The organism is Mycobacteroides saopaulense (genome assembly GCF_001456355.1).
Lineage (GTDB): Bacteria > Actinomycetota > Actinomycetes > Mycobacteriales > Mycobacteriaceae > Mycobacterium > Mycobacterium saopaulense.
Genome location: NZ_CP010271.1, coordinates 4379102 through 4404488, shown reverse-complemented (window position 1 = coordinate 4404488; position 25387 = coordinate 4379102). Strand labels below are relative to the sequence as shown.

Below are 25387 nucleotides of genomic sequence, written 5' to 3'. Positions count from 1 at the left end.
ATCGGGTTTGGCTCTACTGGTTGAGGAGGAAGCCCAGCTTCTCTCGGTTCTGCTCAAACCAGGCGGTTTCGGCACCCGCCTCGGGGAAAATGAGCCCGGCTTCCATGACTGCGGAGGCCTCCTGTTCGGAAATGCCCAGGACGAGTTCCTCCTCCGACTGGCCCGTCAGCTCGCGCCAGGCCGACGAGAGCTCGCGGAGCAGTCGTTGACGTTGTTCTAGGGAACGCCCTGAACGGATAGTGCCCGCGATGAAGGCGGTGTCGCTTTCTGGCTTTCCCGCCAGATAGTGGTGGCCCGGCTGGTATTCGTTGAAGACGACGTGCACGAATACCGCCGGAGCGCCGGTGATTTCGCAGTGAATACGCGTGAATTCCTGGGCGACGGCCTGCCGCACCTCGTCGGTGACCCTTCCCGCGCGCGTTGTGCACTGATAGAGAGGCATATCGCGTAGTCCTTGTCCTTAGTCGATGAAGTCGATGCGCACCGAGACGGGAGTGGTTTCCAGAGCCTTCACGACGCGGGCGCCGATTGCCCCGAAACCGCGACCCCGCGCGACGACATCGTCATCGGGCCGGAACTCTGCGGTGCCCACGCGCCACCGATTTCCCTGCCGTATGCGGACATTGGGATTGGCGGCAATGTTGCTGCCCCAGCCGGAGCGGGTGCCGTGCTGGCAGATCACCCAGGCGCCGGTCGAATCGAATTGTGCCGAGACCGGCACGATTCGCAGCTGTCCGGTTTTGCGCCCGGTGGTCTCGAGCTCGGAGGCAAGGGCGGTGCGCACGCCCAGCTTCGTCAAGGCCGCAACCGCCGGATTGAGCAGATAGCGCCCCATGGCACGTTCCCTGCGGAACTTGCGCAGTGTCTTGTCTGTCATGAACTTCTCCTTCTGCGAAATGCGTCTACACCGTTGTTTTTGAGGAGACGAAGCGCCGTGATCCACGGCCCGATGGTGGGATCCGGTTCGGTGCCCGCGCCCAGGCGGTGCAGTTGGGTGTTGTGCCACTGCAGTTCCAGCGCGCTGAGGAACGACTTCGCCCTGCCGGTTCGTGCGAGCCATCCGGGCATGGGCAAGGAGGCGTCCGGGACTGTCAGTGTGTCCTGTCGCGCCGTGAGCAGGTTGTCGGCGGCTTCCGGATTGACGGTGGTCGGGCGGCCGAGGCCCACGACATCGCAATCACCCGACCGGATGGCCTCCGACATCGCCGCTTCCGTGCGGAATCCACCCGTGACAGCGATGGGGACATCACCGGCCGCCTCGCGGGCGGTGCGCGCGTATTCCAGGAAATAGGCCTCGCGGGCCTGGGTGGATGCCGACGTCACCAACGGCCGGCCCTCCATCGCCGGAGATTCGTAGGTACCACCGCTGATTTCGATGAGGTCCACTTCTTCGGAAGCCAGCGCCGCGATGACCGCCCGCGATTCTTCCTCGGTGAAGCCGCCCCGCTGGAAGTCCGCGGAGTTGAGCTTGATGGCGACCGAGAACCCGGGGCTCACCGCGGCGCGCGTGCGGCGGACGATTTCAAGCACGAAGCGCATGCGGCGTTCGGGGTCACCTCCCCAGCGATCGGTGCGTTGATTGGTGCGCGGAGATAGGAACTGCGCCACCAGGTAGCCGTGCGCGCCGTGGATTTGTACGCCGTCGAATCCGGCGGCGTCGGCGACCGAGGCCGTAGTGGCGTACCGGTCGATGATGTTCTCGATCTCGTCATCGGTGAGTTCGCGCGGGGCCTGCCACCCGGGGACGTTCATCTTGATCGCGGACGGTGCCACCGGCTGGGATGCTGTGGCCAGCGGGTTGGCTTGTCTGCCCGGGTGGTTGACCTGCATCCAGATCAGGCCGCCACCGTCCTTGGTTGCCTTCGCCCAGCGGGACAGGCCGTCGAGATGCCGGTCGTCCTCGATGACGACGTTCCCCGGTTCGCCCAGATGACTGCGGTCCACCATCACGTTGCCGGTCACGACGAGGCCGAACCCGCCGGTGCCCCAGCGGCGATATAACTCCACGAGCCGGTGGTCGGGGCCCTGGGAGAGATCCCCGAGACCCTCGCTCAGGGCTGACTTCATGAATCGATTGCGGAGAACCTGGCCAGAGGCCAGGGGAAGGGGATCGTGTAGGTCTGCCACGCAAGCGACGGTAGTACACCGATTGGTGTACTGCAATGTTCCAGTTATCGCCCCACGTCGGGGACGTGTAGGTAGACTGAGCGGTATAGTTAACACCTGACACGTTTTGGAGGGCAGTACGCAATGTCGGCACGGGACACCTTGATCGCCAGCGTGACGGGCCTGGTGAGGCGCAGGGGTGTGGCCGGAACCGGACTCAACGCACTGTTGGAAGACAGCGGCGTCTCACGTCGCACCATCTACCTGAACTTCCCGGGCGGAAAGCAGGAACTCGTCGCCGAGGCAACTCGGCTCGCGGGGAACGAACTCACGTCCATCATCAAGGCCGCCGGTGACGACATCGATCCCGCTCGCGGCATCCAGCTGTTCATCGAGCTCTGGAAGGCTCAACTCGCCGAGACAGAGATGGAAGCGGGATGTCCCATCGTGGCGGCGGTGCTGGGCCGGACCGAGGCGCCCGAGGCCGCCGCGGTAGCCGCGGACGCGTTCCAGAGCTGGCAGGCGATTCTCACCGACCGGCTGGCGCGCTACGGGGTGGATGCCGACAACGCGCGCTCACTGGCCAGGACCATGATCGCCGCCATCGAGGGCGCCGTCATCATGTCGATCGCCGCCCAGTCGACCGACACCCTCGACGATGTCGGCCATCGGCTCGCGGAGCTCGTTCGGCTGTACGTTCCGGCGGGCACCACGCCGCAGGCCTGACCCGCACTCCCGCCGAAATGACATCTATGCGGGTGAATTGCGGAATTCCCCGGCGTCGATGTCATCTCGGCGAGGTGATTAAGCCATGGCTCTAGCCCGCGCGACCCTTGCCGGTGATCAGCGGTAGATCCAGGGTGGTGCGGATGCCGGAATCGGCCGCCACGACGGCCGGGACCGCGTTGACCACGCGCATTGCCGTCGCGATCAGGTTGGCGTAGTTGTGATCGCCCCGCGCGCTGAATGAGCCGAGGTCCAGGATGTAGCTGGGCTCGCCGGTGATTTCGACTCGATAGGTGCCGTCCGCGTGTGCCGGTTGCGGCCAGTCCGGGGCCAGATCCTCGCGCAGGCGGGTGAAGTGTTCCAGGACTGTCACCACCTTGCCGTCCTTGATGCCGCGCACCTCGAAGTGCAACGCGGCCATGGTCCCGGCAGGGATGTGCCCCGACGAGATCTCGAAGTCCTCGGGCGCGGGGAGCTTTTCGTACGTCTCGGTGACTTCGTCCAACTCGACCCCGAGGCCCGCGGCAAGCTGGCGTACCACCGAGCCCCAGGCCAGGGAGAGAACTCCCGGTTGCAGCAGGATGGGTGTTTCGTCCATCGGCTTACCGAAACCCATGACATCGAACATGACTGTGGCGCTGTCGTAGGTGGCGTAGTCGACGATTTCAATGCAGCGCACCTGGTCGATCCGTTGGCAGGTGCCCATGAGCGCCAGCGGTAGCAGGTCGTTGGCGAACCCGGGATCGATGCCGCCGATAAATATCGATGAATTTCCCTCTTGCGCTGCCGTTTCAATGGGTTCCAGCATGTTCTCTGGCAGCACACCCCAGGGGTACTGCAGGAACACCGGTGCGCTGGCGGCGACGTTGATGCCGGCGGCCAGGATCGAGCGCAGGTCCTCGATCGCCTCCATCAGCCGGTTGTCGGTCATGGCCGTGTACACCACGCAGTCGGGCTTGAGCGCCAGGATCGCGGCGGCATCGGTGGTCGCGGTGACCCCGGTGGTGACGTCGAGCCCGGCCAGCTCTCCGGCGTCTCTTCCTTGTTTGTCGGCTCCCGAGACCCATGTCCCGACGAGCTCCATGTTCGGATCGGTGATCACTCCGGCGAGCGCATGCTGCCCGACATTGCCTGTGCCCCAAACGGCTACACGTGTCTTTGTCAACTCAGGTCCCTTCTAGGCGAGGTCGGGTAGCGGGATGTCGAGATTGGGCGCGATGAGTCCGCCGTCGACCTCGAGCACCTTGCCGGTCAGAAAGCTGCCTGCCGGTGATGCCAGATAGACGGCGGCCGCTGCGATATCTGTCGGATCTCCCAGCCGGTGCAGAGGCGTGTTCTTCTCCAGAGTTCCGCGCACCTCGTCATTGCCCGCGACCACTTCGAGTGCTGAGGTGAGGATGGAGCCGGGCGCGATGCCGTTGACGCGGATACGTGGGCTCAGATCCATTGCGGCCGTGCGTGTGTAGTGGGCCAGCGCGCCCTTTGCGGTGCAGTAGCCCAGGAAGGCACGTCCCGGCAGCCGTCCCATGGTTGAGGTGATGTTGATGACCGACGCGTTGTCGGACTTGAGTAGGTGTGGCACGGCCGTGCGCAGCAGTGCGTGCCCGTTGAGGACATTGAAGGAGAATGCCTCGGCCAGGTCCTCGTTGGTGGTGTCCAAGAAGGGCTTCGGCATCGTGCCGCCCACGTTGTTGACGACGATGTCGAGTCGTCCGAAACGGTCAACCGCCTTTTGCGCCAGGGAGGCCGATGCTTCCGTGTCGGACAGGTCGGCCACGACGATCTCGGCCTGGCGTCCCACGGCCTGCACCTTCTCGGCGATTTCTTGCAGTTGCGACTCGGTACGCGAGGCGATCAACACGTCGGCGCCCGCCTGGGCGAAGGCCTCCGCGATCGCCGCACCAAGTCCGCGGCCGGCGCCCGTGACGACGGCGACATTGCCGTCGAGTCTGAATCGGTCCAGGATCACGTCTTCCTCCGTGTCGAATATTCGACTATCTTGGGGCGAATAGTCGATGCACTCTAGACCTGGGCTGTGCATCACGCAAGAGGGGAGTGCCCATGCCGGCCAGTTCACCACCGACGGCTCGTGTCGTGCAGATCGTCGAAATGCTCGCTGCCACAACACAACCCAAATCCGTCAGTGAGATCGCCGCGACCACCGGCATTTCTCGCGCCACGGCGACCGCGGTGGTGAGCGAGCTGGAGACCGCGGGTTGGGTGACCCGTGACGACGAGCTTCGGTATCGGATCGGTTCGGCATTGCCCCGCGCGGTCGAGGCCACCATGCCCCGGGAAGTTCAGGAGGCGCTGGCCCGAATCGCCGATGAGGCGCAAGCGGGAGCGACGGTCAGCCGTATCAGCCCGAAGACGTTGACCATCGTCGCCAAGGCGCAGGCCGGCCGCAGGGCCGTTGCCGGCTTCGCAGTAGGCCAGACCATCCCGCTGGCGTTTCCCGCGGGGTCGGCAGTCATGCCGTGGCGTCCGGACGAGGAGCGCTCGCAGTGGCTCGATACCGCACGAGGATTGAGCGCGCGTTCGGGCCAACGACTCGTGCAGCAGGTTTTCGACTGCGGATACGTGATCTACCGTCCAGACCACGACGACACCGGAATGGTCGACCTGCTGTCGGACCTGCTCGGTTCCGTGGGTTCGGAGGTGATGGAGGCGTCGTTGCGCGAGCGGCTGCTGCGGCAGCTGTCCCGTCTGACTTCACGTCCCTATTCGCGTGACGAACTAACTTCCGATGACGTGCTGCCCATCAGCTATCTGGCGGCACCGATATTCGAGGGTGCCGACGCGAACTACGAACTTCAGCTGGGCCCGTTGCTGCCCCGAGCGACCCGTGCAGAGCGGGAAGCGCTGATCGCGACGGTCACGCGGGGCGCTGGAGAGCTTTCCGGGCTGCTGACGGAATGACGGCGAGCTAGCCGGCCGTGACGACAGGGATGCCCTCGGACGGTTGCACGATGACGAAGCCCTGGCCCTGGAACGAAACCTGAAGGGCCTCGCCCGAACCCCGGCCGATGAGGGCGCCGGCCTTGAAGCTCGTCTTGAGCTGAGTCTGAAGGTTGGCCGACCAGGCCACCACCGCGTTGGTATCGGCGAATGTCGGCGCCTCGGCCGCATTGAGCACCACCGGAGGTCCGTCGGTGGTCAGCGCCACCCAACCGGTTCCGCGCAATGTGGTGTTGAACAGGCCGCCCGTCACCATGCTGGCGCCCTTGACCCGCTCGATGTTCCAGTTCAGGCCCGAGGAAAAGGCCAGCACATTCTTGCCACTGATGGACAGGCCCGCGTTGTTCAGATTCAGCAGGTGCACGTCGAAGGCGCGCTCGGCCAGGAAAACGTCGCCCTGGCCCGAACAGCGCATGAGCGGCAGGCCCTCACCGGTCAGCGCCTTCTTCAGGAACTTGGCTGCCCCGCCGCCCTCGAAGGCGAAGTCGACGTTGCCCTGGTACGCCACCATCGATCCTTGGCGTGCCAGGAACGGTTCCCCGAGGCGAACGCGCAACAGCTTCGCGTTCTGGTTGGAGATCGGTTTGGCTTCATTCTCGCTGAACCGACCGTCCACCAAATCTCCACTGATACCGGAGAATTGGTCGCCCACGGGCTGAGCCTGCGCTGCCGGCTGTGCCGCTGAGACCTGTGGCGTGCGCTGCGGCTCGGCCGCCGCCGCACCTCCCAGCGGGGCCGTGCTGACCGTGCCCTGGTGCGCGACTTGGTCCGTCCAGCGGTGTCCGTCGTGCCAACGGAATTCGAAGCGTCCGTCGGGGTCTGGTTGCCAGCTGCCGGGATTCGGAGTCGTCATGACTCCAAGCTAGCGTTGTTCGATCAGGATTGTGGGCACTGCCAGCGCCGGATCTTTGACGGTCGCGACCCTCGTTCCCGGTTTGTGGCCATTGCGGATATCGCTGAGCGCGACACCAGCCTGCTGCAGGCGGGCGTGAGTGGCGTCGATGTTCTCTGTCCGCCAAGCGATTCCCCATAGCGAGTCCGGACCGGCGGGGTCCTCGTCGCGCAGCACGACCTCGACCACCAGGCCCGCGCACCGGAAGAACAATTGGTGCACGCCCCAGGACTGCACGCGGTCCAAGCGCAGGTCGAAGCCGAGCCGTCCGCACAACGTCGCGATGATCCTGTCGCGATTGGGGGAGAACAGCACCAGATGATCGATGTGACCGCTGTCGCCCCCTGACTGACTCGGTGCCGCTGTTCGTTCGGTCAGCCCCAGGGTGAGGCCGTCCGCCTGTCCGGCCGCGAGGTCTGCGTGAGCTGTAAGCGTCAGACCACGGCGATCGACGATCTTGGCCGCGGACGCTTGGTTTTCGACACGAAAGAGCATCCCGGGGTACGGGGCCCATTCGGGGAGCCCGAGCTGCAGCTGTGGATGTGGGGTCGACGTCCCGAACAGTCGCGAGTAGGCGTCCTTTGCGTCAGCGAGATTCGGGATGTCCAGAAGCACCGAGTCCAGTTCGGTGATCATCAGAGCATTTCCTCCCTGCCGGACCGGGGTCCGTTTAGGCATACTGGCGGTATGCGTTTCCAGCTTCTCGACATTGTCTTCCACCTGCCAAACCCCGCAACGGGGGCGCTGGCGCCGGCCGCGGACCGGCTGAACCGCGTGGTCGAGACCGCGGTGCTGGCGGAGAGTCTGGGTTTTGACTCCTTCGCGGTGGGGGAACGGCACGCGGGAGATGTGCTGTCCTCGGCGCCGACGGTGCTCTTGGGGGCGGTGGCCGCGGCGACCGATCGCATCCTGCTGTCCACCGGTGTGACGGTGTTGTCCCTGCTGGACCCGGTGCGTGCGGCGGAGGATTTCGCCACCATCGACCAGCTGAGCAGGGGCCGGCTTGAGATCGTCATCGGGAAGGGCAATGAGGATCGTCAGTACCCGCTGATGGGACTCGACATCGCCAAGCAGTACGAATACCTGCAGGAGAACTACGAGCTGCTACGCCGACTGTTGCGCGAGGAGCACGTCGAGTGGACCGGTAGGCACCGGCATCCGCTTACCGATGCGACCACGCTGCCCCGTCCCTTCGACGGCCCGTTCCGGATCTGGCACGGGTCGGCGACCTCGACCTTCGCGGTCGAACTCGCAGCCAAGTGGGGTGACCCGATCGTTACCGCAAATGCGTTGCAGCCGAAGGAGAATTACCAGGTCCTCATCGACCGGTATCGCGAGCTGTACGCACAGAACGGACACGACCCGGCACGGCTTTATGTGGGGGCCGGCTCGGGTGGGCTGTACCTGGCGGACACGACCGAACAGGCGATCGCGCAGTACCGCCCCATCTACGAGGCCCGTCTGGCGCAGATGGCCAAGCTCAAGGACCATCCGAAGGCCGTCGGCAAGTTTCCGTCGTTCGAGTCCATTGAGGACGCGGCAGATCGCGGGCCGGTGCTTGCCGGTTCGCCCGAACGTGTGGCGGAAAAGATCATCGAGTGGCATGACGCGTTCGGGCATGACTTTCAATCGATCTCGTTGAGCCCCGAGGCCGATTTCGCGGAGCAGCAAGACACCCTGCGACGTTTCGCCGAAGAGGTTGTTCCGCTGGTGCGGGCGGAGGTCAAGTCCACCCTGTGGGGTCCGCAGGATACGCAGCGGGCCAAGGGATTCACCGCGCCCGGAGGGGCCACGGCGGAGAAACAACCTGTCTAGATGTGGCCCGGTTGATTCATCGGGTTCATGGGGCTGGCCGGGTTCGCGGGGTTGTTCGGGTTCATGGGGCTGGCCGGGTTCGCGGGGTTGTTCGGGTTCATGGGGCTGGCCGGGTTGGCCGGGTTGTTCGGGTTCATCGGGCTGGCGGGGTTGGCCGGATTCGACATGCTGTTCGGGCCATAGGGGCCGACATTGCAGACGGCGTTGGCATTGCCGATGCAATCAGCGGGGTTGAAGGGGTCGGGGTCTGCCGGGTCGGCACTCGCGAAAGCGGTGGCAAACATCATCAACGCGGTGCACAGTGCGCTGGTAGCCGTTGACTTGAGCATGTACCGAGGCTAGCAAGCCTGTTTTGTGTTTCTCATGAGATCGGTTGAGGCCGCTGGACGGCGGCCGGGCCGCCCCTCCTTGCCCAAAACTAGAACATGTTCTAACGTCGAGCGAAGTGCCTGATCGGCGACTATTCACCCAAGGAGCGCGATGCCTGATCCATTTGACCCGTTGCACGGGTCCATCAACTCCGGGCACCTGCTGGTTTCCGCCCTCAAGCGGAACGCGAGTGCCCCCGCGTTGGTGCTCGGCGACGTGACCTTGACCGGCGCGCAAATGGCCGATGAGATCAGCAAGTACATCCAGGCCTTCACCGCGCTGGTGCCCGACCCCACCGATGGGCAGGGGATGCTGGCACTCAACCGCCCGGAGGTGCTGCTGGTGATCGGCGCCGGTCAGCTGCTGGGGACCCGACGTACCGCGCTGCACCCGCTCGGTTCACTGGACGACCATGCGTACGTACTGGCCGATGCCAAGATCACCACGCTCGTCATCGACCCCACCCCGCAATTCGTGGAGCGCGCCGCGGCCTTGGTGGAGAAGGTGCCGACGTTGACTCGCGTACTGACGCTCGGCCCGGTGCCGACGGAGTTGGCAAAGGTGGGCCACGACCTCGTCGCCGCGGCCGCACGCTTCGATGCCCGGCCGCTGGTGCCGATCAACCTGTCGCCGGACCACATCAACGGTTTGACCTACACGGGTGGGACGACGGGTAAACCCAAGGGCGTCATCGGAACGTCGCAGTCCATTCTCACCATGACGCAGATTCAGCTGGCCGAGTGGGAGTGGCCGGAGCGCCCCAAATTCCTGATGTGTACCCCGCTTTCGCATGCCGGTGCCGCGTTTTTCATGCCGACCCTGATGAAGGGCGGGTCGATGGTGGTACTGCCCAAGTTCGACGCGGGCGCGGTGCTGGCCGCGATCGAGGAGCACAAGATCACCGCGACCATGCTGGTGCCCTCGATGATCTATGCGTTGATGGACCATCCGGATTCGCACACTCGCGACCTATCCTCGCTGCAGACCGTCTACTACGGCGCCTCGGCCATCAACCCGGTGCGTTTGGCGGAGGCCATCGAGCGTTTCGGGCCGATCTTCGCGCAGTACTTCGGCCAGTCCGAGGCGCCCATGGTGATCAGCTACCTGGCCAAGGGCGATCACGACGCGAAGCGGCTCTCCAGCTGCGGTCGGCCCTCAGCGTTCCTGCGCACTGCGCTGCTCGACGAAAACGACCAGCCGGTGAAGCAGGGCGAGCCCGGCGAGATCTGCGTGGCGGGGCCGCTGGTGGCGGGCGGCTATTGGGAACTGCCTGAGCAGACCGCCGATACGTTCAAGAACGGCTGGCTGCGCACAGGCGATATTGCCCGCGAGGATGAAGACGGTTTTTGGTTCATCGTGGATCGCACCAAGGACATGATCGTCACCGGTGGTTTCAACGTGTTCCCGCGTGAGGTGGAAGATGTTGTCGCCGAGCATCCTTCGGTGGCCCAGGTCGGAGTCATCGGCGTGCCGGACGAGAAATGGGGCGAGGCGGTGACGGCGATCGTGGTGCTGCGTGCCGAGGCGGCATCCGATGAGGCCGCCGTGTCGTTGATGACCTCTGAGATCCAGGCCGCGGTGAAGGAGCGCAAGGGCTCGGTGCAGTCACCCAAGCACGTGATCATCGCCGAGTCACTGCCGTTGACCGCACTGGGCAAGCCGGACAAAAAGGCCCTGCGGCAGAAGTACGCCACGGTCTAGCCCTTTGCCGCCAGCAGGCCGCGGGCGCTGGTGTGGATGAACCGACGCAGCCACGGCGCGGGCTCGCCCTTGTCGGGCAGATGGCGGCGCACGGCTGCGTAGGGCATGTCGATCAACGCGAACATGACCTTGTCGAGGGATTCGGGTGCCGTCGTTCCGTACCGTCTTTTCGCGAACTCGCGCAGCGCCTTTCGCACCCGCGAATTCAGTGAGGTGAGCTCAGTGGCAAGGGTGTCGGGCCAGTGTGCGACCAAATCGGCTTTCTCGTACTGCAGTAGCAGCAACGCTTCGTTGCGGTTCGTTGCTGTCCAATCAAAGGCATGGTCGATCGCCGCGGCGAGGGCGTCGTCGGAATCGGGCAGAGCCAGTGCCGCGAGTATGCCGTCCTGATAGCGCGCGATGGAACGCAGCCAAAGCCGGGCCATCAGCTCGTCGCGGCTCGCGAATCGGTGATAGATCGAGCCCGAGGGGGCGCCGAGGGCTCGCCCGATCGCGGTGGCGGTGGCGGCCGAAGGTCCGCGCAAGGCCACCAGGCTCAGCGCCGCGTCCAGGATGTCGTCGGGGCTGTACTGCGGTTTACGCCCCATGGCGCCGCACCATGCTCGTGCCCTGCGCGACCGCGACCAGCTTGGTGTTTCCGCCGTGATCCTCGATGGAGATCTCGCAGCGTCCGAGGGCCTTGGTGCGCCCGGCACTGACCAGGCAGGCGTCGGCGAGCAGCCGGGAGCCGTCGCGGGCCGGAGCCACGTACTCGATGGTGTATCCGCTCGTCACGATGTCCGCGCCCAACCCCAGGCCGCAGGCGTAGGTGATGGCGTTGTCGGCGAGATAGCTCAGAACCCCGCCGTGGACGAGTCCGCTCTGCTGACGGAGTTCGTCGCGGATGTCGAGGGCGATCTGGATTCCGGACGGGTCGACCCGCGTGATCGACGCTCCCAGCAGGCGGCTGAATGGTTGCGCATCGAGAACCTGTTGTGCCTGTTCAAGGGTGATCATATTATTAGAGAATAGTCGCTAATAACTGGATGGGCGAGCGTGCATATGATGTAAGGCGCAGCTGGTCTGCTGGTGGTGACCCAGGTTCGTCCGAGGCCGTTACCAGCATCGAGTGGCGGACCCTACGGGGATCGTCGCGAGAGGGAACCCGGTGAGAATCCGGGACTGTCCCGCAGCGGTATGCAGGAACGATCGCCGTCTTATGCACTGGGGTATGCACTCGGTCAATCGCCGAGGAAGCCTGGGAAGCGACGGCCCGTAGGAAAACCTGAGCCCGGGTAATGCCTGCAAGTCCGAAGACCTGCCAGTTGTGTCGGATGCGCCGCATCCGGCGGATCATCGCCTCGCGGAATGGGCGTATGGCCGAATCGGTTATAGCCAGCACAGCGTGTGCTGGCTATTCGGGCTCGGCTTGCTTGTCCTGGGCGGTGGCCACCACGCCGTAGACAGAGGACAGCATGACCACTCAACCATTGAAGGCAACCACGCTCGGTTCGGCGCGCATCGGCCCGCGTCGTGAGCTCAAACGGGCTACCGAAAGCTACTGGGCCGGGCGCACCAGCCGTGAGGAACTGGAGAAGGTCGCCGCCGGGCTTCGGCGCGACAACTGGACCGCGTTGGCCGCAGCTGGGCTGGATTCCGTTCCCGTGAACACGTTTTCCTACTACGACCAGGTGTTGGACACCGCGGTGCTTTTGGGGGCGTTGCCGCCCCGCGTCGCGGGCATTGCAGATGACCTCGATCGCTACTTTGCTGCCGCGCGCGGCAATGACGACGCCACACCGCTGGAAATGACCAAATGGTTCGACACCAACTACCACTATCTGGTGCCGGAGATCGGGCCGGACACACAGTTCACGCTCAACCCGGCGAAGCTGTTCGGTGAGCTGAAAGAGGCTCAGGCACTAGATGTTCCGGCACGACCGGTGGTCGTCGGACCTATCACCTTTCTTGCGTTGAGCAAGTCGGTGGATGGTGCCGGCGCACCCGTCGAGCGACTCGACGAAGTGGTATCACTATACGAGCAGCTGCTGGTGCAGCTGGCGGAGGCAGGCGTCGGATGGGTTCAGATCGACGAGCCCGTGCTGGTCACCGACATCCTGCCGAATGGCCCGGAGCTGGCCGAGCGCGTGTACGGCCGTTTGGGCACGGTTGCCGATCGTCCCCAGATCTTGGTGGCTACCTATTTCGGTGATCTGGGTGCGGCCCTGCCCGCGCTGGCGCGCACTCCGATCGAGGCGATCGCGGTGGACCTGGTCTACGGGTCTGCCTCGAACGTGGCCTCGGTGCCTGAGCTGTCCGGAAAGACCGTGGTGGCAGGTGTTGTGGATGGGCGAAACATCTGGCGTACCAACCTCGAGTCGGCACTGGGCACCCTCGGGACCCTGCTGGGTAGTGCGGGTTCGGTGGCAGTGTCCACCTCCTGCTCGACGCTGCATGTGCCCTACTCGCTGGAACCGGAGACCGAACTCGACGATCAGCTGCGCAGCTGGCTGGCCTTTGCCGACGAAAAGGTCAAGGAAGTCGTGGTGCTGGCACGGGCGCTGAGTGAGGGCCGTGACGCCGTCGCAGCCGAGTTCGCGGCGTCGAACGCCGCCGTCGAATCTCGTAAGACCGACCCACGTCTGAACAACGGCCAGATTCGGGCCCGATTGGATTCCATTCTGGCCTCTGGTGTTTCACGCGGTGATGCCGCCGATCGCCGGCGTAGCCAGGATGAGCGGCTGAAGCTGCCGAAATTGCCGACCACGACCATCGGGTCGTTCCCGCAGACCGTCGAGATCCGTAAGGCTCGTCAGGCGCTGACCAAGGGTGAGATCGACGATGCCGAATACGTGCGCCGGATGCGTGCCGAGGTGGCCGATGTCATTGCGCTGCAGGAGAAGTTGGGATTGGACGTGCTGGTGCACGGTGAGCCCGAGCGCAATGACATGGTGCAGTACTTCGCCGAACAACTCGACGGATTCTTCGCTACCCAGAACGGTTGGGTGCAGTCCTACGGCAGCCGGTGCGTGCGTCCGCCGATCCTGTACGGCGATGTGGCACGGCAGAACTCGATGACCGTCGAGTGGGCCACCTATGCGCAGTCGCTGACCCCCAAGTACGTCAAGGGCATGCTGACCGGCCCGGTGACCATTCTGGCGTGGTCATTCGTGCGTGACGATCAACCATTGGCAGACACCGCCAACCAGATCGCGCTGGCGATCCGGGACGAGACGGTGGATCTGCAGAACGCCGGCATCGCGATCATCCAGGTGGACGAGCCCGCGCTGCGCGAGCTGCTGCCACTGCGTTCGGTCGACAAGCCTGCGTACTTGGACTGGGCGGTCGGTGCGTTCCGGCTCTCCACGTCGGGGGTGTCCGATGCGACGCAGATCCACACACACCTGTGCTATTCGGAGTTCGGCGAAGTGATCGGTGCGATTGCCGATCTGGATGCCGATGTCACGTCCATCGAGGCGGCCCGCTCGCATATGGAGGTGCTCGATGACCTCAACGCGATCGGCTTCTCCAACAGCGTCGGTCCGGGGGTGTACGACATCCACTCGCCACGGGTGCCGTCGGCAGCGGAGATGGCAAGCTCGCTGCGGGAGGCACTGCAGGCGGTTCCGGCGCAGCGTCTCTGGGTGAACCCCGACTGCGGCCTGAAGACCCGGAAGGTTGACGAGGTGACCGCCTCGCTGGCCAACCTGGTTGCCGCCGCGACCGAAGTTCGTGCGGGCGCATAGGTCAGGATTGTTGACGGGCAGTCTCAGTATGTGGGGGACTGCCCGTCAACGAAATTGATTGGTGTATAAACCATTAGCTATCCAGTTCTTTGCCAAATCGGAGGTACCTGGTGTCGATGAATACCGTTGCGTTGGAGTTGGTGCCTCCCAACGTCGATGGCGGCCACGAGCGAGCATCGGAAGAGCTGCAAAAGCTGTTGCGGTTCTCGGCCGAGTTCGGGATCGAGGGCCGTATCGAGCACGTCATGATCCCCTCGATGATCGCCGAGGACGGCGACCGGCCGCTGGAGATGAAGCCCAAGCTGGATGTCGTCGACTATTGGTCGATCATCCGATCGGAGCTGCCCACGATGCGGGGACTGTGCACGCAGGTCACCTCGTTCTCGGATGAGACATCGCTGCGGGGCCGGCTGACCGATCTCACCGGTGCCGGAATGGACGGCGTGATTTTCGTGGGTGTGCCGCGCACCATGAGTGACGGTGACGGCGCCGGTATCCCGCCGACCGACGCGTTGTCGAAGTTCGATGACATCGTCGAGAACCGGGGTGTGATCCTGATTCCCACTCGCGGCGGGGAGCAGGGCCGCTTTTCGTTCAAGTGCGACAAGGGCGCCACCTTCGCCATGACCCAGCTGCTGTACTCCGATGCTGTGGTGGGTTTCCTGCGGGACTTCGCGTACACCAGCGATTACCGGCCCGAGGTGCTGCTTTCGTTCGGTTTCGTGCCCAAGTTGGAGTCGAAGGTCGGACTGATCGATTGGTTGATCCAGGACCCCGGAAACGAGGCCGTTGCGCGCGAACAGGCCTTCGTCAAGTCGCTGTCTGCCTGCGAACCCGATGCGCGGCGGCCACAGCTCGTCGACCTCTACAAACGCGTCATCGACGGGGTCGCGGACCTGGGCTTCGCGTTGAGCATTCATTTCGAGGCGCCGTACGGTTTGGCGCGGCCCGCCTTCGAGACCTTCGCGGAGATGCTCGCGTACTGGTCGCCACCACGCCGGACTTCCTGAGAACGGCGCGGTCGCCGGGAATTTCCGTTGACTGTGCGACAGTGTCGCTTAAGACTCGTCGCATGGAACCCGTTGAGTTGCAGACGGAGCGGCTGGTGTTGCGGTGCGTGACAGCGGCCGATGAAGGAGCTCTGGCCGAGGCGTGCAACGACCCGTTGATCGCGCAATTCGTTCCGTTGCCTTCGCCGTACACGGCCGAGGACGCTCGACGGTTTGTCACGGCGTCGGCGGATGGATGGGCACAGGACGTGCAGTACGGACTGGGCTTCTACCTGGCCACATCGGGTGAACTCGCCGGGACCTGTGTACTCAAGCGCATGGAGCGCGGTGTGGTGGATCTCGGTTACTGGGCTGCCCCGGCACATCGCCGTAAGGGCCTCACGGTCGAGGCTGCTCGCCGCTTGTGCCAGTGGGGATTTGACGAGCTAGACATCCACCGGATCGAATGGTGGGCCGTCGTCGGCAACGACGGCTCGCGCGCCGTGGCCGAGGCCGTCGGGTTCGAGCTGGAGGGGCTGCTTCGACGACGGGCCTACCAGGCGGGCGAGCCCAGGGACTGGTGGGTGGGCGGGCTACTTTCACGTCCCGAGTGATGAGTGTGCGGTTTGTGTCGAAAACTGCTGATCTATCGACACAAACCGCACACTCGCGGGTCCGGGCTAGGATGCCAGCGTCCGCTGGGGCTTCCCGGAGTATTCACTCAGCGGCCGGATCAGTGCGTTCGCGGCCGCCTGCTCCATGATGTGTGCGGTCCAGCCGGTGATCCGGCTCATCACGAAAATCGGTGTGAAGCACGGGATATCGAATCCCATGAGGTAGTAGGCCGGTCCGGTGGGGAAGTCCAGGTTGGGCTTGATGCCTGTTGCCGCGTTCATCTCGGATTCGAGAACCTTGTAAATCTCCAGCCACTGGCTGCCATCGCGAGCCTGCGCGACTTCCTCAAGGGCGGCACGCATGGTAGGCACTCGGGAGTCGCCGTTCTTGTACACGCGGTGGCCGAATCCCATGACCTTCTCTTTACGGGACCGCTTGCCCTGCAGCCATTCCGCTGCCTTGGCGGCATCGCCGATCTCGATCATGTCGTGCATGACGGCTTCGTTGGCACCGCCGTGCAGGGAGCCCTTGAGTGCACCGATCGCCGCGGTAACCGCGCTGTAGATGTCGGACTGGGTCGAGGTCACCACGCGGGCGGCGAAGGTGGAGGCGTTGAAGCTGTGCTCGGCGTAGAGGATCATGGACTGCTCGAATGCCTTCACGATGACGGGATCCGGCACTTCGCCGAAGCACATCCGCAGGAAGTTCGCCGAGTAGCCCAGGTGGCTGTGCGGCTGAATCGGGTCCAGCCCACGACGACGGCGCATGTCGGCAGCGACGATGGTCGGCAGCACCGCGAACATGCGGAGTGACTTGGCGTAGTTGGCATCTGGTGTGCTGTCGTCCTCGGACGGATCCTCGGCACCCAGGTAGCTGATGGCGGTGCGCACCACGTCCATGGGATGGCAGGTTTCGGGCAACTTGGCCAGTAGGGACATCAGCGAGCGGTCCAAGCGACGCTGGGCCCGTTCCCGCTGCGAGAACAGCGCCAGCTCGCCGTCGTTGGGCAACTCGCCGTGCCACAGCAGATAGGCGACCTGCTCAAAGCTGCAGCGGGCGGCCAGATCCTGGACCGGATATCCACGGTAGGTCAGCGAATTCGTTTCCGGCACGACCTTCGAAATAGCGGTGGTGTCCACCACGACGCCGGCAAGTCCTTTGTGGATTGCTTGAGGAATAGTCGCTGCGCTCATTGGGGACCTCCGGTGAGACTGAAGTTGAAGATCTCGGTGTCGAACTGGTTGTATTCGGAGTAGCGCAGCAGCTCGTAGAGGCGGCTGCGGTGCTGCATCTGATTCAGCAGACCAGACTGTGTTCCGGCCGAATCGATTTCACGCAGGCCCTGCTCGACGGCGAACATCGCCAGCCGCAGGGTGGTCACGGGATAGATGACCACGTTGTACCCGACCTCGCGCAGTTGTTCGGCAGTCACCAGGTCCGACTTGCCGAACTCCGTCATATTGGCGAGTAGCGGGACATCCACTGCGGCACGGAACTTCTCGAACTCGCCGATATTGCTGAGTGCCTCGGTGAAAATCAGATCTGCGCCCGCGTCGGCATAGGCCTTGGCGCGGTCTATGGCCGCGGGCAACCCCTCGATGCCCGCCGCATCGGTGCGGGCGCAGATCACGAAATCGGGGTCGCGCCGAGCCGAAACCGCCGCGCGCAACCGTCGGACCATCTCGGCGGGCTCCACGACGGCCTTACCGTCGAGATGCCCGCATCGCTTCGGATTGACCTGATCCTCGAAGTGGCATCCGGACAGGCCGGCATCTTCGAGAACGGTTACCGTGCGGGCGGCACTCATCGGCTCGCCAAAGCCGGTGTCGGCGTCGATCAGGGTGGGTAGGTCGGTGACCGACGCGATCTGCCGGCCCCGGGCGGATACCTCGGTGAGGGTGGTCAGCCCGATATCGGGCAGCGCCAGATCCGCGGACAGCACCGCACCGGATACGTAGACACCCTCGAAGCCGATTTCTTGAATCAGCTTGGCCACCAAAGGCGAGAAGGCGCCGGGGAGGCGCAACAGCTCACCGGACGACAAGCCCTGACGGAACGCGGCGCGTTTTGTGGCCGCGTCGGTGGCAGAGGCAAGAAGTGAACTCATTTGAAGATCCCCTCCGGGGTCGTCGGCGCCTTGTCCAGGACAACGGCATCCACGAGCGGGTTGAGCGCACCGAGCGATCCGGCCTTCAGGTCGGCCAGTCCCTGTGCCACGGAGAGGAATCGATCCTGCTCACGCTGGTCGATGACGCCGTCGGAGAGCACTGTGAACTTGTCGATGTAGTTCTCGCGCGCGAACGGCCGTGCCCCGAGCGGGTGTGCGTCGGCGATCGCGAGTTCGTCGGTGATCACCTCGCCGTTCTTGAGGGTCACCACCGCCTTACAGCCGAAGGCCTTTTCCTCGGGCTTCGTCGAGTGATAACGCCGGGTCCACTCCGGATCCTCGACGGTGCTGATCTTGTTCCAGAGCTCGATGGTCTCGGAGCGGTGCGCGCGCTCGGGTGCGTAGGACCGCTCGTGATGCCAGATGCCGTCCTCCAGTGCGACGGCGAAGATGTACATCACCGAGTGATCCAGCGTTTCGCGTGAGGCATCCGGATCGAACTTTTGCGGATCGTTCGAGCCGGTACCGATGACCACGTGCGTGTGGTGGCTGGTGTGCAGAACGATGGTGGCGATCTGGTCGAGATCGCCGATGCGCTCGCGCATCCTGCGGGCCAGGTCAATGGGCGCCTGGCTCTGGTATTCGGCAGAGTGTTCCTTGGTGTAGCTGTCCAGGATGGCGCGCTTTTCCTCGCCGGGGCCGGGCAGCGGCACTTCGTAGAGCTTCTCGGGTCCGCCGAGCAGCCAGGCGATCACGCCGTCTTCGCCCTCCCAGATCGGCGACGGCGCACCCTCGCCCCGCATCGCACGGTCGACTGCCTCGATGGCGACCTTGCCGGCCCACGCGGGCGCATAGGCCTTCCAGCTGGAGATCAGCCCCTTGCGGGACTGGCGGGTCGCCGTCGTGAGGTGCAGCGCCTGGCCGATGGCCTGGTAGATGGTTTCGGTGTCCAGCTTCAGCATGGTGCCCAGACCGGCGGCCACCGAGGGGCCGAGGTGAGCAACGTGGTCAATCTTGTGCTCGTGCAGGCAGATTCCACGGGTGAGGTTGATCTGGGTTTCGTAGGCGGTGGCCAGGCCGCGGATCAGGTCGTTGCCGCCGATGCCGAGCTGTTGGGCCACCGCGACCAGCGGCGGGATGTTGTCGCCGGGGTGCGAGTAGTCGGCGGCCAGGAACGTGTCGTGGAAGTCCAGCTCGCGTACCGCGACGCCGTTGGCCCAGGCGGCCCACTCGGCTGAGTAACCGCCGCTGACACCGAAGACGTTGGCGCCCGGCCCACCGGTAAGCCCGCCGGAGGATGCCGCGTGCGCCTGCGCCTGACGGCGTGCGACGGTGACGGGACGCCGGATGACCGAGGCGGCGCTGACGGCGGCGTTGTCGATGATCCGGTTGATGACCATCGCCGCGGTGTCGGCAGGAACGGTGACGGGGTCGGCAGCAACCTCGGCGATCTTCCAGGCGAGGTGTTGATCGCGGGGGAACTCGTCGGCGCTACGGCGGGTGCGTACGGAGTGAACGTGCATGATCCGCACATTACGCACGTGCTCGATAGATCAAAAGACCATGTAAATGTGTATTTCTGTATCCTTACTTCGCACATCTTGCAAACATTGCGAACACTGTGGGGGTTATCCTCACGTCATGTCCAGACCGTTCGCCGGTGCGCGGTTGCGGAGGTTGCGCGAGGAGCGCGGCCTGACGCAAGCGGCGCTCGCACGTGTTCTGGACCTGTCGACCAGTTACGTGAACCAGCTGGAGAACGACGCGCGGCCGGTGACGGTTGCGGTCCTGCTGCGGCTCACCGAACGGTTCGATCTCTCACCGCATTACTTCTCGCCGGACTCCGACGCCCGGCTGGTGGCGGACCTCGGCGAGATCTTCACCGAGGCGGCGGTGGGGGAGATCAGCGATCTGCAGCTCGAGGAGCTGGTCGCCCGGATGCCGTCGGTCGGGCAGACGCTGGTCGGTATGCATCGCAGACTCCGGGACACCACTGCGGAGTTGGAGAGCTATCGCGCCACCGAGAATGCGGCGACTATCGGCGAATCGATACGAGAACCGCTGCGCCCCATGCCATTCGAAGAGGTTCGAGACTTCTTCTACGATCACAAGAATTACCTGGGTGAGCTCGACACCGCGGCCGAGGATCTCTTCGAGCGCTATGGACTGCACATCGGTGGGCTCGACGTCCAGTTGGCCGCCGTGTTGAAACAGGACCACGGCATCACGGTTACTGTGGACAAGGTTGGGGCACTGTCGGATTCGTCGAAGCGTCGCTTCGATCACGAGACCGGGGTATTGCGCATCGCGCATTGGCTCACGCCCGGACAGCGTGCCTTCCAGATGGCCACCCAACTGGCGCTGTTGACGCAGACGGAGACCATGGCGGCGATCCTTTCCGGTGCCGAGCAACTCAGCCCGGAAGCTGTCGGCGTCGCGCGTATCGGGTTGGCCAACTACTTTGCGGGCGCGTTTCTGTTGCCGTATCAACAGTTCCACCGCGATGCCGAGGCGGTGCGCTACGACATGGACATTCTGGCCCGTCGTTACGAGGTGGGGTTCGAGACGGTATGTCATCGCTTGTCGACGTTGCAACGACCGTCGAGCCGAGGTGTGCCGTTCATCCTCGTCCGCACGGATCGAGCCGGAAACATCTCGAAGAGGCAGTCGGCCACGGCATTTCACTTCTCGCGGGTGGGTGGAAACTGCCCGCTGTGGGTGATTCACAACGCCTTCTCGCAACCCGGTCAATTCGTGACGCAGGTCGCCGAAATGCCGGATGGTCGCCTGTACTTCTGGATCGCCAGGACGACGTCGACCGCGACCGGCGGGTTTCTCAGCACACCGAAGTCGTTCGCGATCGGCTTGGGATGCGACATCGCCCACGCCCATCGGTTGGTGTATTCGACGGGAATCGCGATCGACGATCCGTCGACCGCGGTGCCTATCGGCCCCGGCTGCAAGGTGTGCGTGCGCGAATCATGTGCCCAGCGTGCATTTCCCTATATCGGGCGCAGCGTTCACGTCGATGAGGATGCCAGCAGCCGGCTGCCCTACACCTGATCGGTGTACCGCAGCACCGTCGGCGCGGCGGCGATCAACGCGACCAACTGGATCACACCGACCACCGCGACCAGCATGGGAATCGACACGCCATACAGGTACCCGGTCAGCGCGCCACCTATCGCGGTGGCCGTGCCCAGTACCGCCGCGTACGCCCCGTAAGCGGTGGCGCGGCGCCCCGACGGCACGAGGTCTGCGACCACCGCACGCAGGGTGGAATCCTGAATGCCCACCGCGGTGCCCCACAACAGCGCTCCGAGCACGACACCGGTGAGCGAGTCCGTGAATGCCAGCATCGGTACCACCGCCCCGACAATGGGCAGAACGGCAAGGGTTTTCGGGCCTATCCGGTCATATGCCCAACCCGAGAGAAGAGCTGACACGGCAGCGGCGGCCATCGCTACGGCGTACACCAACGGCACCGCGGCCGGGGCGAGCACGCCCCGGTTGACCATGTGGAATGACAGCACGCCGAAGGTGGCGAACCCCGACACGGTGAGCCCGGAGAATCCCGCGTAGAGCCAAAACTTCACCGGTAGTTCGAGTTTCTGGCGTGTCGTTGGCATATCGGTGGCTTCTTCCGTGACCTCGTACCGCTCGGGATGCGGCACTCGTCGACGTAGCCAGAACAGCAGGACAAGCGTGGCAGCACTGGGGACTGCCAGTACGGCGAACGTAGGTCGGTAGTTCCCATGGGTGAACGCGAGCATCCCGGCAACCACCAACGGGCCGGTGATGGCACCGAGCTGATCCATGGCCTTATGCACGGCGAAGCCCTTGCCGCGCCCGGTGACTGACGTGGCGTGGGATAGCAGGGTGTCCTTGGCAGGACTGCGTACCGCCTTACCCACGCGTTCGGTGATCACCAGGGCGACGGCCACCCACAGCACGCTGGCCATCCCCAGAAAGGGAACGGTGACCACGGTCAGTGCGTAGCCGGCGATGGTCCATGCCCAGAACGTGCGGGTTCGATCGGTCAGGGGGCCCGATACCAGACGCAGCGCGAGGGCCGCGGCCTCGCCGATTCCGGTGACCACCCCGACGACCAGGGCGGTGGCGCCGAGCGAGGCCAGCAGTGGCCCCGTGATCGAGCGGGCACCCTCGTAGACGATGTCGGCGAGCATGCTGATCACGCCGAAGGTCGTGACAAATCGCCAGGCCGTAAGACGTTGTGGCACAGGAGACGAATCTAGCCGATCCACTGCTTTACCTGTTCGGCGATCCATGCGCCGTCGTCCAGGGGAAGGTCGTGCCCGGCGGTGGGATGCACCGCGATGGGAACTCCGAACCTGTCGGCGATCGCGCGGGACGCCGAAGAACTCACGAGCCGATCGTGCTTGGAGGTGAGCACCAGCAGTGGTGTGTCGATGTGTCGCGGCATTCTGAACGTGATGGCCGCGGCCATCTGCCGAACGATGCTGGTGCTTGAGGGGCGTTGTGTCTGCAGATAGTCCGCCCAGCGCCGGGAGAGCGCTTCGAGATCGAGGTCGGGGTTGTTGGCGGTCTGCGCCAGGATCGCGCGCTCACGGGGTGCGTCGGCTCGGAACCGTCCGAGGATCAGGTTGGGAACGGACGACGGCTGGAACCGTTGCCACACGGGAGTGGAGGCGGTGCTGGAATTGATGATGACGGCGCGCTCGAAATCGTCCGGATATCTTGCGCACCAATCGAGTCCGATCATGCCACCCAGAGATATGGACAGCAGCGACCAATTCTCGTCACGCCGGTCGAGCCGTGACCGTATGTCGTCCGTGATCGCCGAGATGGAGGCCGGCGAGGTGCGCTCGAATTCGGTGCCGAATCCGGGGGCGTCAAGGCATTCCACTTGAACACCAAGAGATTCGGCGAAGGTCTGCGGGAATTTTTCCCAGTGGCGCTGCTCGCGGCTCAAGCCACGCAGTAGCAGCCACTTGTCATCGTTTGATGCCCACCGTGAGACGGTCGAACTCCACGAAGGGGAGAGTGAAGGGGTGGCGGACGGGGCGTTGCACGGCGACCTCGAAGCCGGCGGCTTCGAACATCTCCCGCATCTCGGTCTTCGACGGCGCGTGCGCGGGTACCCGGTCACCGAAGAACCGGCGCAGGATCGGGGCCGAGGCGCGGTCCGGCGTGAACGTCGTGATTGCGGTGAACCCTCCAGGTGCCAGGACACGATGGAACTCGGCGAGCGCTGCGGGCTGGTCGAAGAAGTGGAACGCCGAGGTCGACACCACGGCATCCAGCGCGCCATCGGCGAACGGCAGCTTCTCCGCCGGCGCGAACTCCCAGTCGACGAGGGATGAGCGGGCCTTGGCCTGGGCGAGCATCCCCTGGGACATGTCGACCCCGTGCACCTGCTCGGGTTCGAGCTCCTGTTGTATGCGCGTTGCCAGAATTCCTGTGCCGCAGGCGATATCCACGACCCGCTGAGACTCGTGTAGACGCAGCTGGGCGATCATCTCGTCCTGGGCGGGGCGATACACCCACTGTTGTAGTGGTGCCCAGTCGTATGCCTTGGCGGCGCGGCCCCAGAACCGCGTCACCTGGTCGTTGAAAGCTCGCCGTTGAACCGTCGTCATGGCCACAACGTACGCGAGCAATCACGGCCCCGCTATGCGGGCTGGGTCAGTGTGCGCTCACGTGAACCCGGTCCGGGTAGAACGCCAGATGGCCGATGATTTGGGCGACCGCGGGATACGGATCTTCGTATGTCCAGACGGCATCCTCGACCGTCCCTTCGGGTGTACACACGGAGTAGTACGAGGCCTCGCCCTTGTAGGGACAGTAGGTGCGGGTATCGCTGCGATGCAGTGCCTCCCAGTTCACCGCCGCAGGCGGCACGTAGAACACGGGCGGGTAGCTGGCCTCCTGCAATCGCAGTGCGTCGGTGGTGTCGGCGATGGTGATGTCGCCGGACGTGACCACAACGTGGATGTCGGCGGGTTCGATGTCGATCGGATGGTCCGGGCCGGGAACCAGGTGCGGCCTGTCGGGGGTGGACATGATTCCGAGGGTAGGCCTTTTGTGTATCCGCCACCGAGGGGACTATGGCTAGGCTTTCCTGTCTCCGTGGCCTTGAGCGGCTGTACCGCTTCAGTTCCTAGCCGACACACGGCTCAGGGGCGCTAGGGTCGGCCACATGGCTGCCGACGCTCACCGAACCGACCCCGACGAACTGTTCGGTATCGACGCACTGCTCAGTGATGAGGAGCGCGCGATCCGTAACAGCGTGCGTGCGCTGGTTCAGGCGCGTGTGGTGCCGAATGTTCAACGGTGGTACGAGCACGGTGACCTGCCGGTGCGCAAGCTCGCGCTGGAGCTGGGCAAGGTAGGTGTACTCGGCATGCACCTGCAGGGTTATGGCTGCTCCGGAACATCCTCTCTCGCATACGGACTGGCATGTATGGAGCTGGAGGCGGGCGACTCGGGAATCCGCTCGCTGGTCAGCGTGCAGGGCTCGCTGGCGATGTACGCCATCTACGCGTACGGCAGTGACGCGCAGAAGCAGAAGTGGCTACCGCGGATGGCGACCGGGGAGGAGCTGGGGTGTTTCGGCCTGACCGAACCCGATTTCGGATCCAACCCCGGTGGCATGCGCACCCATGCCCGACGCGATGGCAACGACTGGATCATCAACGGCACCAAGATGTGGATCACCAACGGGTCGATCGCCGATGTCGCGGTGATCTGGGCGCAGACCGATGACGGTGTTCGTGGCTTCCTGGTGTCGACGGATTCGGCGGGATTCAACGCCCAGACCATCCGCTCCAAGATGTCCCTGCGTGCGTCCGTGACCGCGGAACTCAACCTCAGTGATGTGCGAGTGCCGGAGAAGAACCGGTTGCCGTTGGCGATCGGGCTCAAGGCCCCGCTGTCGTGCTTGAACGAGGCGCGCTTCGGCATCATCTTCGGTTCGATGGGTGCCGCGCGTGAATGTCTGCGTACCGCACTCGATTACGCCCAGACCCGTGAACAGTTCGATCGGCCGATCGCAGGCTTCCAGCTGACCCAGGAGAAACTGGCCAACATGGCGCTGGAGTACGGCAAGGGCGTGCTGCTGGCATTGCATCTCGGACGCCGTAAGGACGCGGACGCGCTCGCCACGCCTCAGGTCAGCCTGGGCAAGCTCAACAACGTGCGCGAGGCGATCGAGATCGCGAGAACCGCCAGGACAATCCTTGGCGCCAACGGTATTTCAGGTGAGTACCCGGTGATGCGGCATGCCAACAACCTGGAATCGGTGTTGACCTACGAAGGCACCAGCGAGATGCACACGTTGGTGATCGGTCAGGCACTCACGGGGATCGCGGCGTTCCGGTAATCAGCAGGGCCGAATGCCGAC

Annotated in this window: 26 protein-coding genes and 1 riboswitch; of the genes, 9 read left to right on the top strand and 17 right to left on the bottom strand. The window is 64.4% G+C overall.

Annotation, left to right across the window (positions count from 1 at the left end):
- Window positions 1–13 precede the first annotated feature (13 nt).
- From MYCSP_RS21885 to MYCSP_RS21875, 3 genes are read right to left on the bottom strand one after another with little or no spacing between them, the layout of a single operon-like run.
- Window positions 14–442, bottom strand: coding sequence for a tautomerase family protein (locus MYCSP_RS21885; RefSeq protein ID WP_088415123.1), 429 nt, complete (start codon window positions 440–442; stop codon window positions 14–16).
- Window positions 443–460: 18 nt separating this feature from the next.
- Window positions 461–877 carry a nitroreductase family deazaflavin-dependent oxidoreductase gene (locus tag MYCSP_RS21880; protein WP_070911704.1) on the bottom strand — a complete coding sequence of 139 codons (417 nt, stop codon included), beginning with the start codon at window positions 875–877 and terminating at the stop codon, window positions 461–463.
- Window positions 874–2127 (bottom strand): NADH:flavin oxidoreductase/NADH oxidase family protein, encoded by a 1254-nt coding sequence (locus MYCSP_RS21875; protein ID WP_083019503.1) that lies wholly within the window; start codon window positions 2125–2127, stop codon window positions 874–876. The genes MYCSP_RS21880 and MYCSP_RS21875 overlap by 4 nt, the downstream gene beginning before the upstream one ends.
- Window positions 2128–2250: 123 nt before the next feature.
- Here MYCSP_RS21875 and MYCSP_RS21870 point away from each other — a divergent pair, with 123 nt between their 5' ends.
- Window positions 2251–2832, top strand: coding sequence for a TetR/AcrR family transcriptional regulator (locus MYCSP_RS21870; protein ID WP_083019501.1), 582 nt, complete (start codon window positions 2251–2253; stop codon window positions 2830–2832).
- Between the two features lie 91 nt (window positions 2833–2923).
- Here MYCSP_RS21870 and MYCSP_RS21865 read toward each other — a convergent pair whose 3' ends face one another.
- The gene (locus MYCSP_RS21865) at window positions 2924–3997 is read right to left on the bottom strand and encodes an NAD(P)H-dependent amine dehydrogenase family protein (RefSeq protein ID WP_088415119.1); all 1074 of its coding nucleotides are present in this window, start codon (window positions 3995–3997) and stop codon (window positions 2924–2926) included.
- A gap of 12 nt (window positions 3998–4009) precedes the next feature.
- Window positions 4010–4801 carry an SDR family oxidoreductase gene (locus MYCSP_RS21860; protein ID WP_083019497.1) on the bottom strand — a complete coding sequence of 264 codons (792 nt, stop codon included), beginning with the start codon at window positions 4799–4801 and terminating at the stop codon, window positions 4010–4012.
- A gap of 92 nt (window positions 4802–4893) precedes the next feature.
- Here MYCSP_RS21860 and MYCSP_RS21855 point away from each other — a divergent pair, with 92 nt between their 5' ends.
- On the top strand, window positions 4894–5751 hold the full coding sequence (locus tag MYCSP_RS21855) for a helix-turn-helix domain-containing protein (protein ID WP_083019495.1): 858 nt from the start codon (window positions 4894–4896) through the stop codon (window positions 5749–5751).
- Between the two features lie 7 nt (window positions 5752–5758).
- On the opposite strand, the gene MYCSP_RS21850 is transcribed toward MYCSP_RS21855, so the two are convergent.
- Both MYCSP_RS21850 and MYCSP_RS21845 read right to left on the bottom strand, forming a co-directional pair.
- Window positions 5759–6643 carry an AIM24 family protein gene (locus MYCSP_RS21850; protein WP_083019493.1) on the bottom strand — a complete coding sequence of 295 codons (885 nt, stop codon included), beginning with the start codon at window positions 6641–6643 and terminating at the stop codon, window positions 5759–5761.
- A 9-nt stretch (window positions 6644–6652) separates the two neighbouring features.
- Window positions 6653–7318: a VOC family protein gene (locus MYCSP_RS21845; protein ID WP_083019491.1), complete on the bottom strand. Its 666-nt coding sequence runs from the start codon at window positions 7316–7318 to the stop codon at window positions 6653–6655.
- Window positions 7319–7369: 51 nt separating this feature from the next.
- On the opposite strand from MYCSP_RS21845, the gene MYCSP_RS21840 reads away from it, so the two are divergent.
- Window positions 7370–8497, top strand: a complete 1128-nt coding sequence (locus MYCSP_RS21840; protein ID WP_088415117.1) for an LLM class flavin-dependent oxidoreductase — start codon at window positions 7370–7372, stop codon at window positions 8495–8497.
- On the opposite strand, the gene MYCSP_RS23440 is transcribed toward MYCSP_RS21840, so the two are convergent.
- A complete protein-coding gene (locus MYCSP_RS23440; RefSeq protein WP_220096199.1) occupies window positions 8494–8826 on the bottom strand; it encodes a hypothetical protein in 333 nt (110 codons plus the stop codon). The genes MYCSP_RS21840 and MYCSP_RS23440 overlap by 4 nt on opposite strands.
- A gap of 151 nt (window positions 8827–8977) precedes the next feature.
- Here MYCSP_RS23440 and fadD8 point away from each other — a divergent pair, with 151 nt between their 5' ends.
- Window positions 8978–10567, top strand: coding sequence for a fatty-acid--CoA ligase FadD8 (gene fadD8, locus MYCSP_RS21830; protein WP_083017605.1), 1590 nt, complete (start codon window positions 8978–8980; stop codon window positions 10565–10567).
- Here fadD8 and MYCSP_RS21825 read toward each other — a convergent pair.
- Together MYCSP_RS21825 and MYCSP_RS21820 are read right to left on the bottom strand one after the other, a co-directional pair.
- Window positions 10564–11154, bottom strand: coding sequence for a TetR/AcrR family transcriptional regulator (locus MYCSP_RS21825; protein WP_083017603.1), 591 nt, complete (start codon window positions 11152–11154; stop codon window positions 10564–10566). The genes fadD8 and MYCSP_RS21825 overlap by 4 nt on opposite strands.
- Window positions 11144–11563 carry a PaaI family thioesterase gene (locus MYCSP_RS21820; RefSeq protein WP_083017601.1) on the bottom strand — a complete coding sequence of 140 codons (420 nt, stop codon included), beginning with the start codon at window positions 11561–11563 and terminating at the stop codon, window positions 11144–11146. Before MYCSP_RS21820 ends, MYCSP_RS21825 begins: the two co-directional genes overlap by 11 nt.
- Before the next feature lie 96 nt (window positions 11564–11659).
- Window positions 11660–11886: riboswitch (cobalamin riboswitch) on the top strand.
- Between the two features lie 135 nt (window positions 11887–12021).
- On the opposite strand from MYCSP_RS21820, the gene metE reads away from it, so the two are divergent.
- The 3 genes from metE (at window position 12022) to MYCSP_RS21805 (ending at window position 15895) form a co-directional block, all read left to right on the top strand.
- The gene (gene metE, locus MYCSP_RS21815) at window positions 12022–14292 is read left to right on the top strand and encodes a 5-methyltetrahydropteroyltriglutamate--homocysteine S-methyltransferase (protein WP_083017599.1); all 2271 of its coding nucleotides are present in this window, start codon (window positions 12022–12024) and stop codon (window positions 14290–14292) included.
- A gap of 110 nt (window positions 14293–14402) precedes the next feature.
- Window positions 14403–15302, top strand: a complete 900-nt coding sequence (locus MYCSP_RS21810; protein WP_162266278.1) for a mycobacterial-type methylenetetrahydrofolate reductase — start codon at window positions 14403–14405, stop codon at window positions 15300–15302.
- A gap of 62 nt (window positions 15303–15364) precedes the next feature.
- Window positions 15365–15895, top strand: a complete 531-nt coding sequence (locus MYCSP_RS21805) for a GNAT family N-acetyltransferase (protein WP_083017595.1) — start codon at window positions 15365–15367, stop codon at window positions 15893–15895.
- 66 nt (window positions 15896–15961) lie between these two features.
- Here MYCSP_RS21805 and MYCSP_RS21800 read toward each other — a convergent pair whose 3' ends face one another.
- Genes MYCSP_RS21800 through prpD form a run of 3 tightly spaced genes read right to left on the bottom strand, consistent with a single transcriptional unit; the run spans window position 15962 to window position 19526 of the window.
- Entirely contained in the window at window positions 15962–17089 is a 1128-nt protein-coding gene (locus MYCSP_RS21800; RefSeq protein WP_070911719.1) for a bifunctional 2-methylcitrate synthase/citrate synthase, read from the bottom strand.
- The gene (gene prpB, locus MYCSP_RS21795) at window positions 17086–18003 is read right to left on the bottom strand and encodes a methylisocitrate lyase (protein WP_088415113.1); all 918 of its coding nucleotides are present in this window, start codon (window positions 18001–18003) and stop codon (window positions 17086–17088) included. The genes MYCSP_RS21800 and prpB overlap by 4 nt, the downstream gene beginning before the upstream one ends.
- On the bottom strand, window positions 18000–19526 hold the full coding sequence (prpD, locus tag MYCSP_RS21790) for a 2-methylcitrate dehydratase PrpD (protein WP_088415703.1): 1527 nt from the start codon (window positions 19524–19526) through the stop codon (window positions 18000–18002). The genes prpB and prpD overlap by 4 nt, the downstream gene beginning before the upstream one ends.
- 118 nt (window positions 19527–19644) lie before the next feature.
- Here prpD and MYCSP_RS21785 point away from each other — a divergent pair, with 118 nt between their 5' ends.
- Window positions 19645–21066, top strand: a complete 1422-nt coding sequence (locus MYCSP_RS21785; RefSeq protein ID WP_088415111.1) for a short-chain fatty acyl-CoA regulator family protein — start codon at window positions 19645–19647, stop codon at window positions 21064–21066.
- Here MYCSP_RS21785 and MYCSP_RS21780 read toward each other — a convergent pair.
- From MYCSP_RS21780 to MYCSP_RS21765, 4 genes are read right to left on the bottom strand one after another with little or no spacing between them, the layout of a single operon-like run.
- Window positions 21057–22244, bottom strand: a complete 1188-nt coding sequence (locus MYCSP_RS21780; protein WP_088415109.1) for an MFS transporter — start codon at window positions 22242–22244, stop codon at window positions 21057–21059. The two genes, MYCSP_RS21785 and MYCSP_RS21780, sit on opposite strands and share 10 nt — an antisense overlap.
- Before the next feature lie 11 nt (window positions 22245–22255).
- Window positions 22256–22972, bottom strand: a complete 717-nt coding sequence (locus MYCSP_RS21775; protein ID WP_162266394.1) for an alpha/beta fold hydrolase — start codon at window positions 22970–22972, stop codon at window positions 22256–22258.
- Window positions 22973–22979: 7 nt separating this feature from the next.
- Complete coding sequence (locus tag MYCSP_RS21770) at window positions 22980–23624, bottom strand: class I SAM-dependent methyltransferase (protein ID WP_088415105.1); 645 nt, start codon at window positions 23622–23624, stop codon at window positions 22980–22982.
- A gap of 46 nt (window positions 23625–23670) precedes the next feature.
- The gene (locus tag MYCSP_RS21765) at window positions 23671–24048 is read right to left on the bottom strand and encodes a DUF427 domain-containing protein (protein ID WP_088415103.1); all 378 of its coding nucleotides are present in this window, start codon (window positions 24046–24048) and stop codon (window positions 23671–23673) included.
- 136 nt (window positions 24049–24184) lie between these two features.
- Here MYCSP_RS21765 and MYCSP_RS21760 point away from each other — a divergent pair, with 136 nt between their 5' ends.
- Window positions 24185–25366, top strand: a complete 1182-nt coding sequence (locus MYCSP_RS21760; RefSeq protein ID WP_088415101.1) for an acyl-CoA dehydrogenase family protein — start codon at window positions 24185–24187, stop codon at window positions 25364–25366.
- Window positions 25367–25387: the final 21 nt, after the last annotated feature.

Coding starts and splice junctions, on each gene's coding strand:
- MYCSP_RS21885 (WP_088415123.1), bottom strand. CDS start 442: ATGCCTCTCTATCAGTGCACAACGCGCGCGGGAAGGGTCACCGACGAG.
- MYCSP_RS21880 (WP_070911704.1), bottom strand. CDS start 877: ATGACAGACAAGACACTGCGCAAGTTCCGCAGGGAACGTGCCATGGGG.
- MYCSP_RS21870 (WP_083019501.1), top strand. CDS start 2,251: ATGTCGGCACGGGACACCTTGATCGCCAGCGTGACGGGCCTGGTGAGG.
- MYCSP_RS21855 (WP_083019495.1), top strand. CDS start 4,894: ATGCCGGCCAGTTCACCACCGACGGCTCGTGTCGTGCAGATCGTCGAA.
- MYCSP_RS21850 (WP_083019493.1), bottom strand. CDS start 6,643: ATGACGACTCCGAATCCCGGCAGCTGGCAACCAGACCCCGACGGACGC.
- MYCSP_RS21845 (WP_083019491.1), bottom strand. CDS start 7,318: ATGATCACCGAACTGGACTCGGTGCTTCTGGACATCCCGAATCTCGCT.
- MYCSP_RS21840 (WP_088415117.1), top strand. CDS start 7,370: ATGCGTTTCCAGCTTCTCGACATTGTCTTCCACCTGCCAAACCCCGCA.
- MYCSP_RS23440 (WP_220096199.1), bottom strand. CDS start 8,826: ATGCTCAAGTCAACGGCTACCAGCGCACTGTGCACCGCGTTGATGATG.
- fadD8 (WP_083017605.1), top strand. CDS start 8,978: ATGCCTGATCCATTTGACCCGTTGCACGGGTCCATCAACTCCGGGCAC.
- MYCSP_RS21825 (WP_083017603.1), bottom strand. CDS start 11,154: ATGGGGCGTAAACCGCAGTACAGCCCCGACGACATCCTGGACGCGGCG.
- MYCSP_RS21820 (WP_083017601.1), bottom strand. CDS start 11,563: ATGATCACCCTTGAACAGGCACAACAGGTTCTCGATGCGCAACCATTC.
- metE (WP_083017599.1), top strand. CDS start 12,022: ATGACCACTCAACCATTGAAGGCAACCACGCTCGGTTCGGCGCGCATC.
- MYCSP_RS21805 (WP_083017595.1), top strand. CDS start 15,365: ATGGAACCCGTTGAGTTGCAGACGGAGCGGCTGGTGTTGCGGTGCGTG.
- MYCSP_RS21800 (WP_070911719.1), bottom strand. CDS start 17,089: ATGAGCGCAGCGACTATTCCTCAAGCAATCCACAAAGGACTTGCCGGC.
- prpB (WP_088415113.1), bottom strand. CDS start 18,003: ATGAGTTCACTTCTTGCCTCTGCCACCGACGCGGCCACAAAACGCGCC.
- prpD (WP_088415703.1), bottom strand. CDS start 19,526: ATGCACGTTCACTCCGTACGCACCCGCCGTAGCGCCGACGAGTTCCCC.
- MYCSP_RS21785 (WP_088415111.1), top strand. CDS start 19,645: ATGTCCAGACCGTTCGCCGGTGCGCGGTTGCGGAGGTTGCGCGAGGAG.
- MYCSP_RS21770 (WP_088415105.1), bottom strand. CDS start 23,624: ATGACGACGGTTCAACGGCGAGCTTTCAACGACCAGGTGACGCGGTTC.
- MYCSP_RS21765 (WP_088415103.1), bottom strand. CDS start 24,048: ATGTCCACCCCCGACAGGCCGCACCTGGTTCCCGGCCCGGACCATCCG.
- MYCSP_RS21760 (WP_088415101.1), top strand. CDS start 24,185: ATGGCTGCCGACGCTCACCGAACCGACCCCGACGAACTGTTCGGTATC.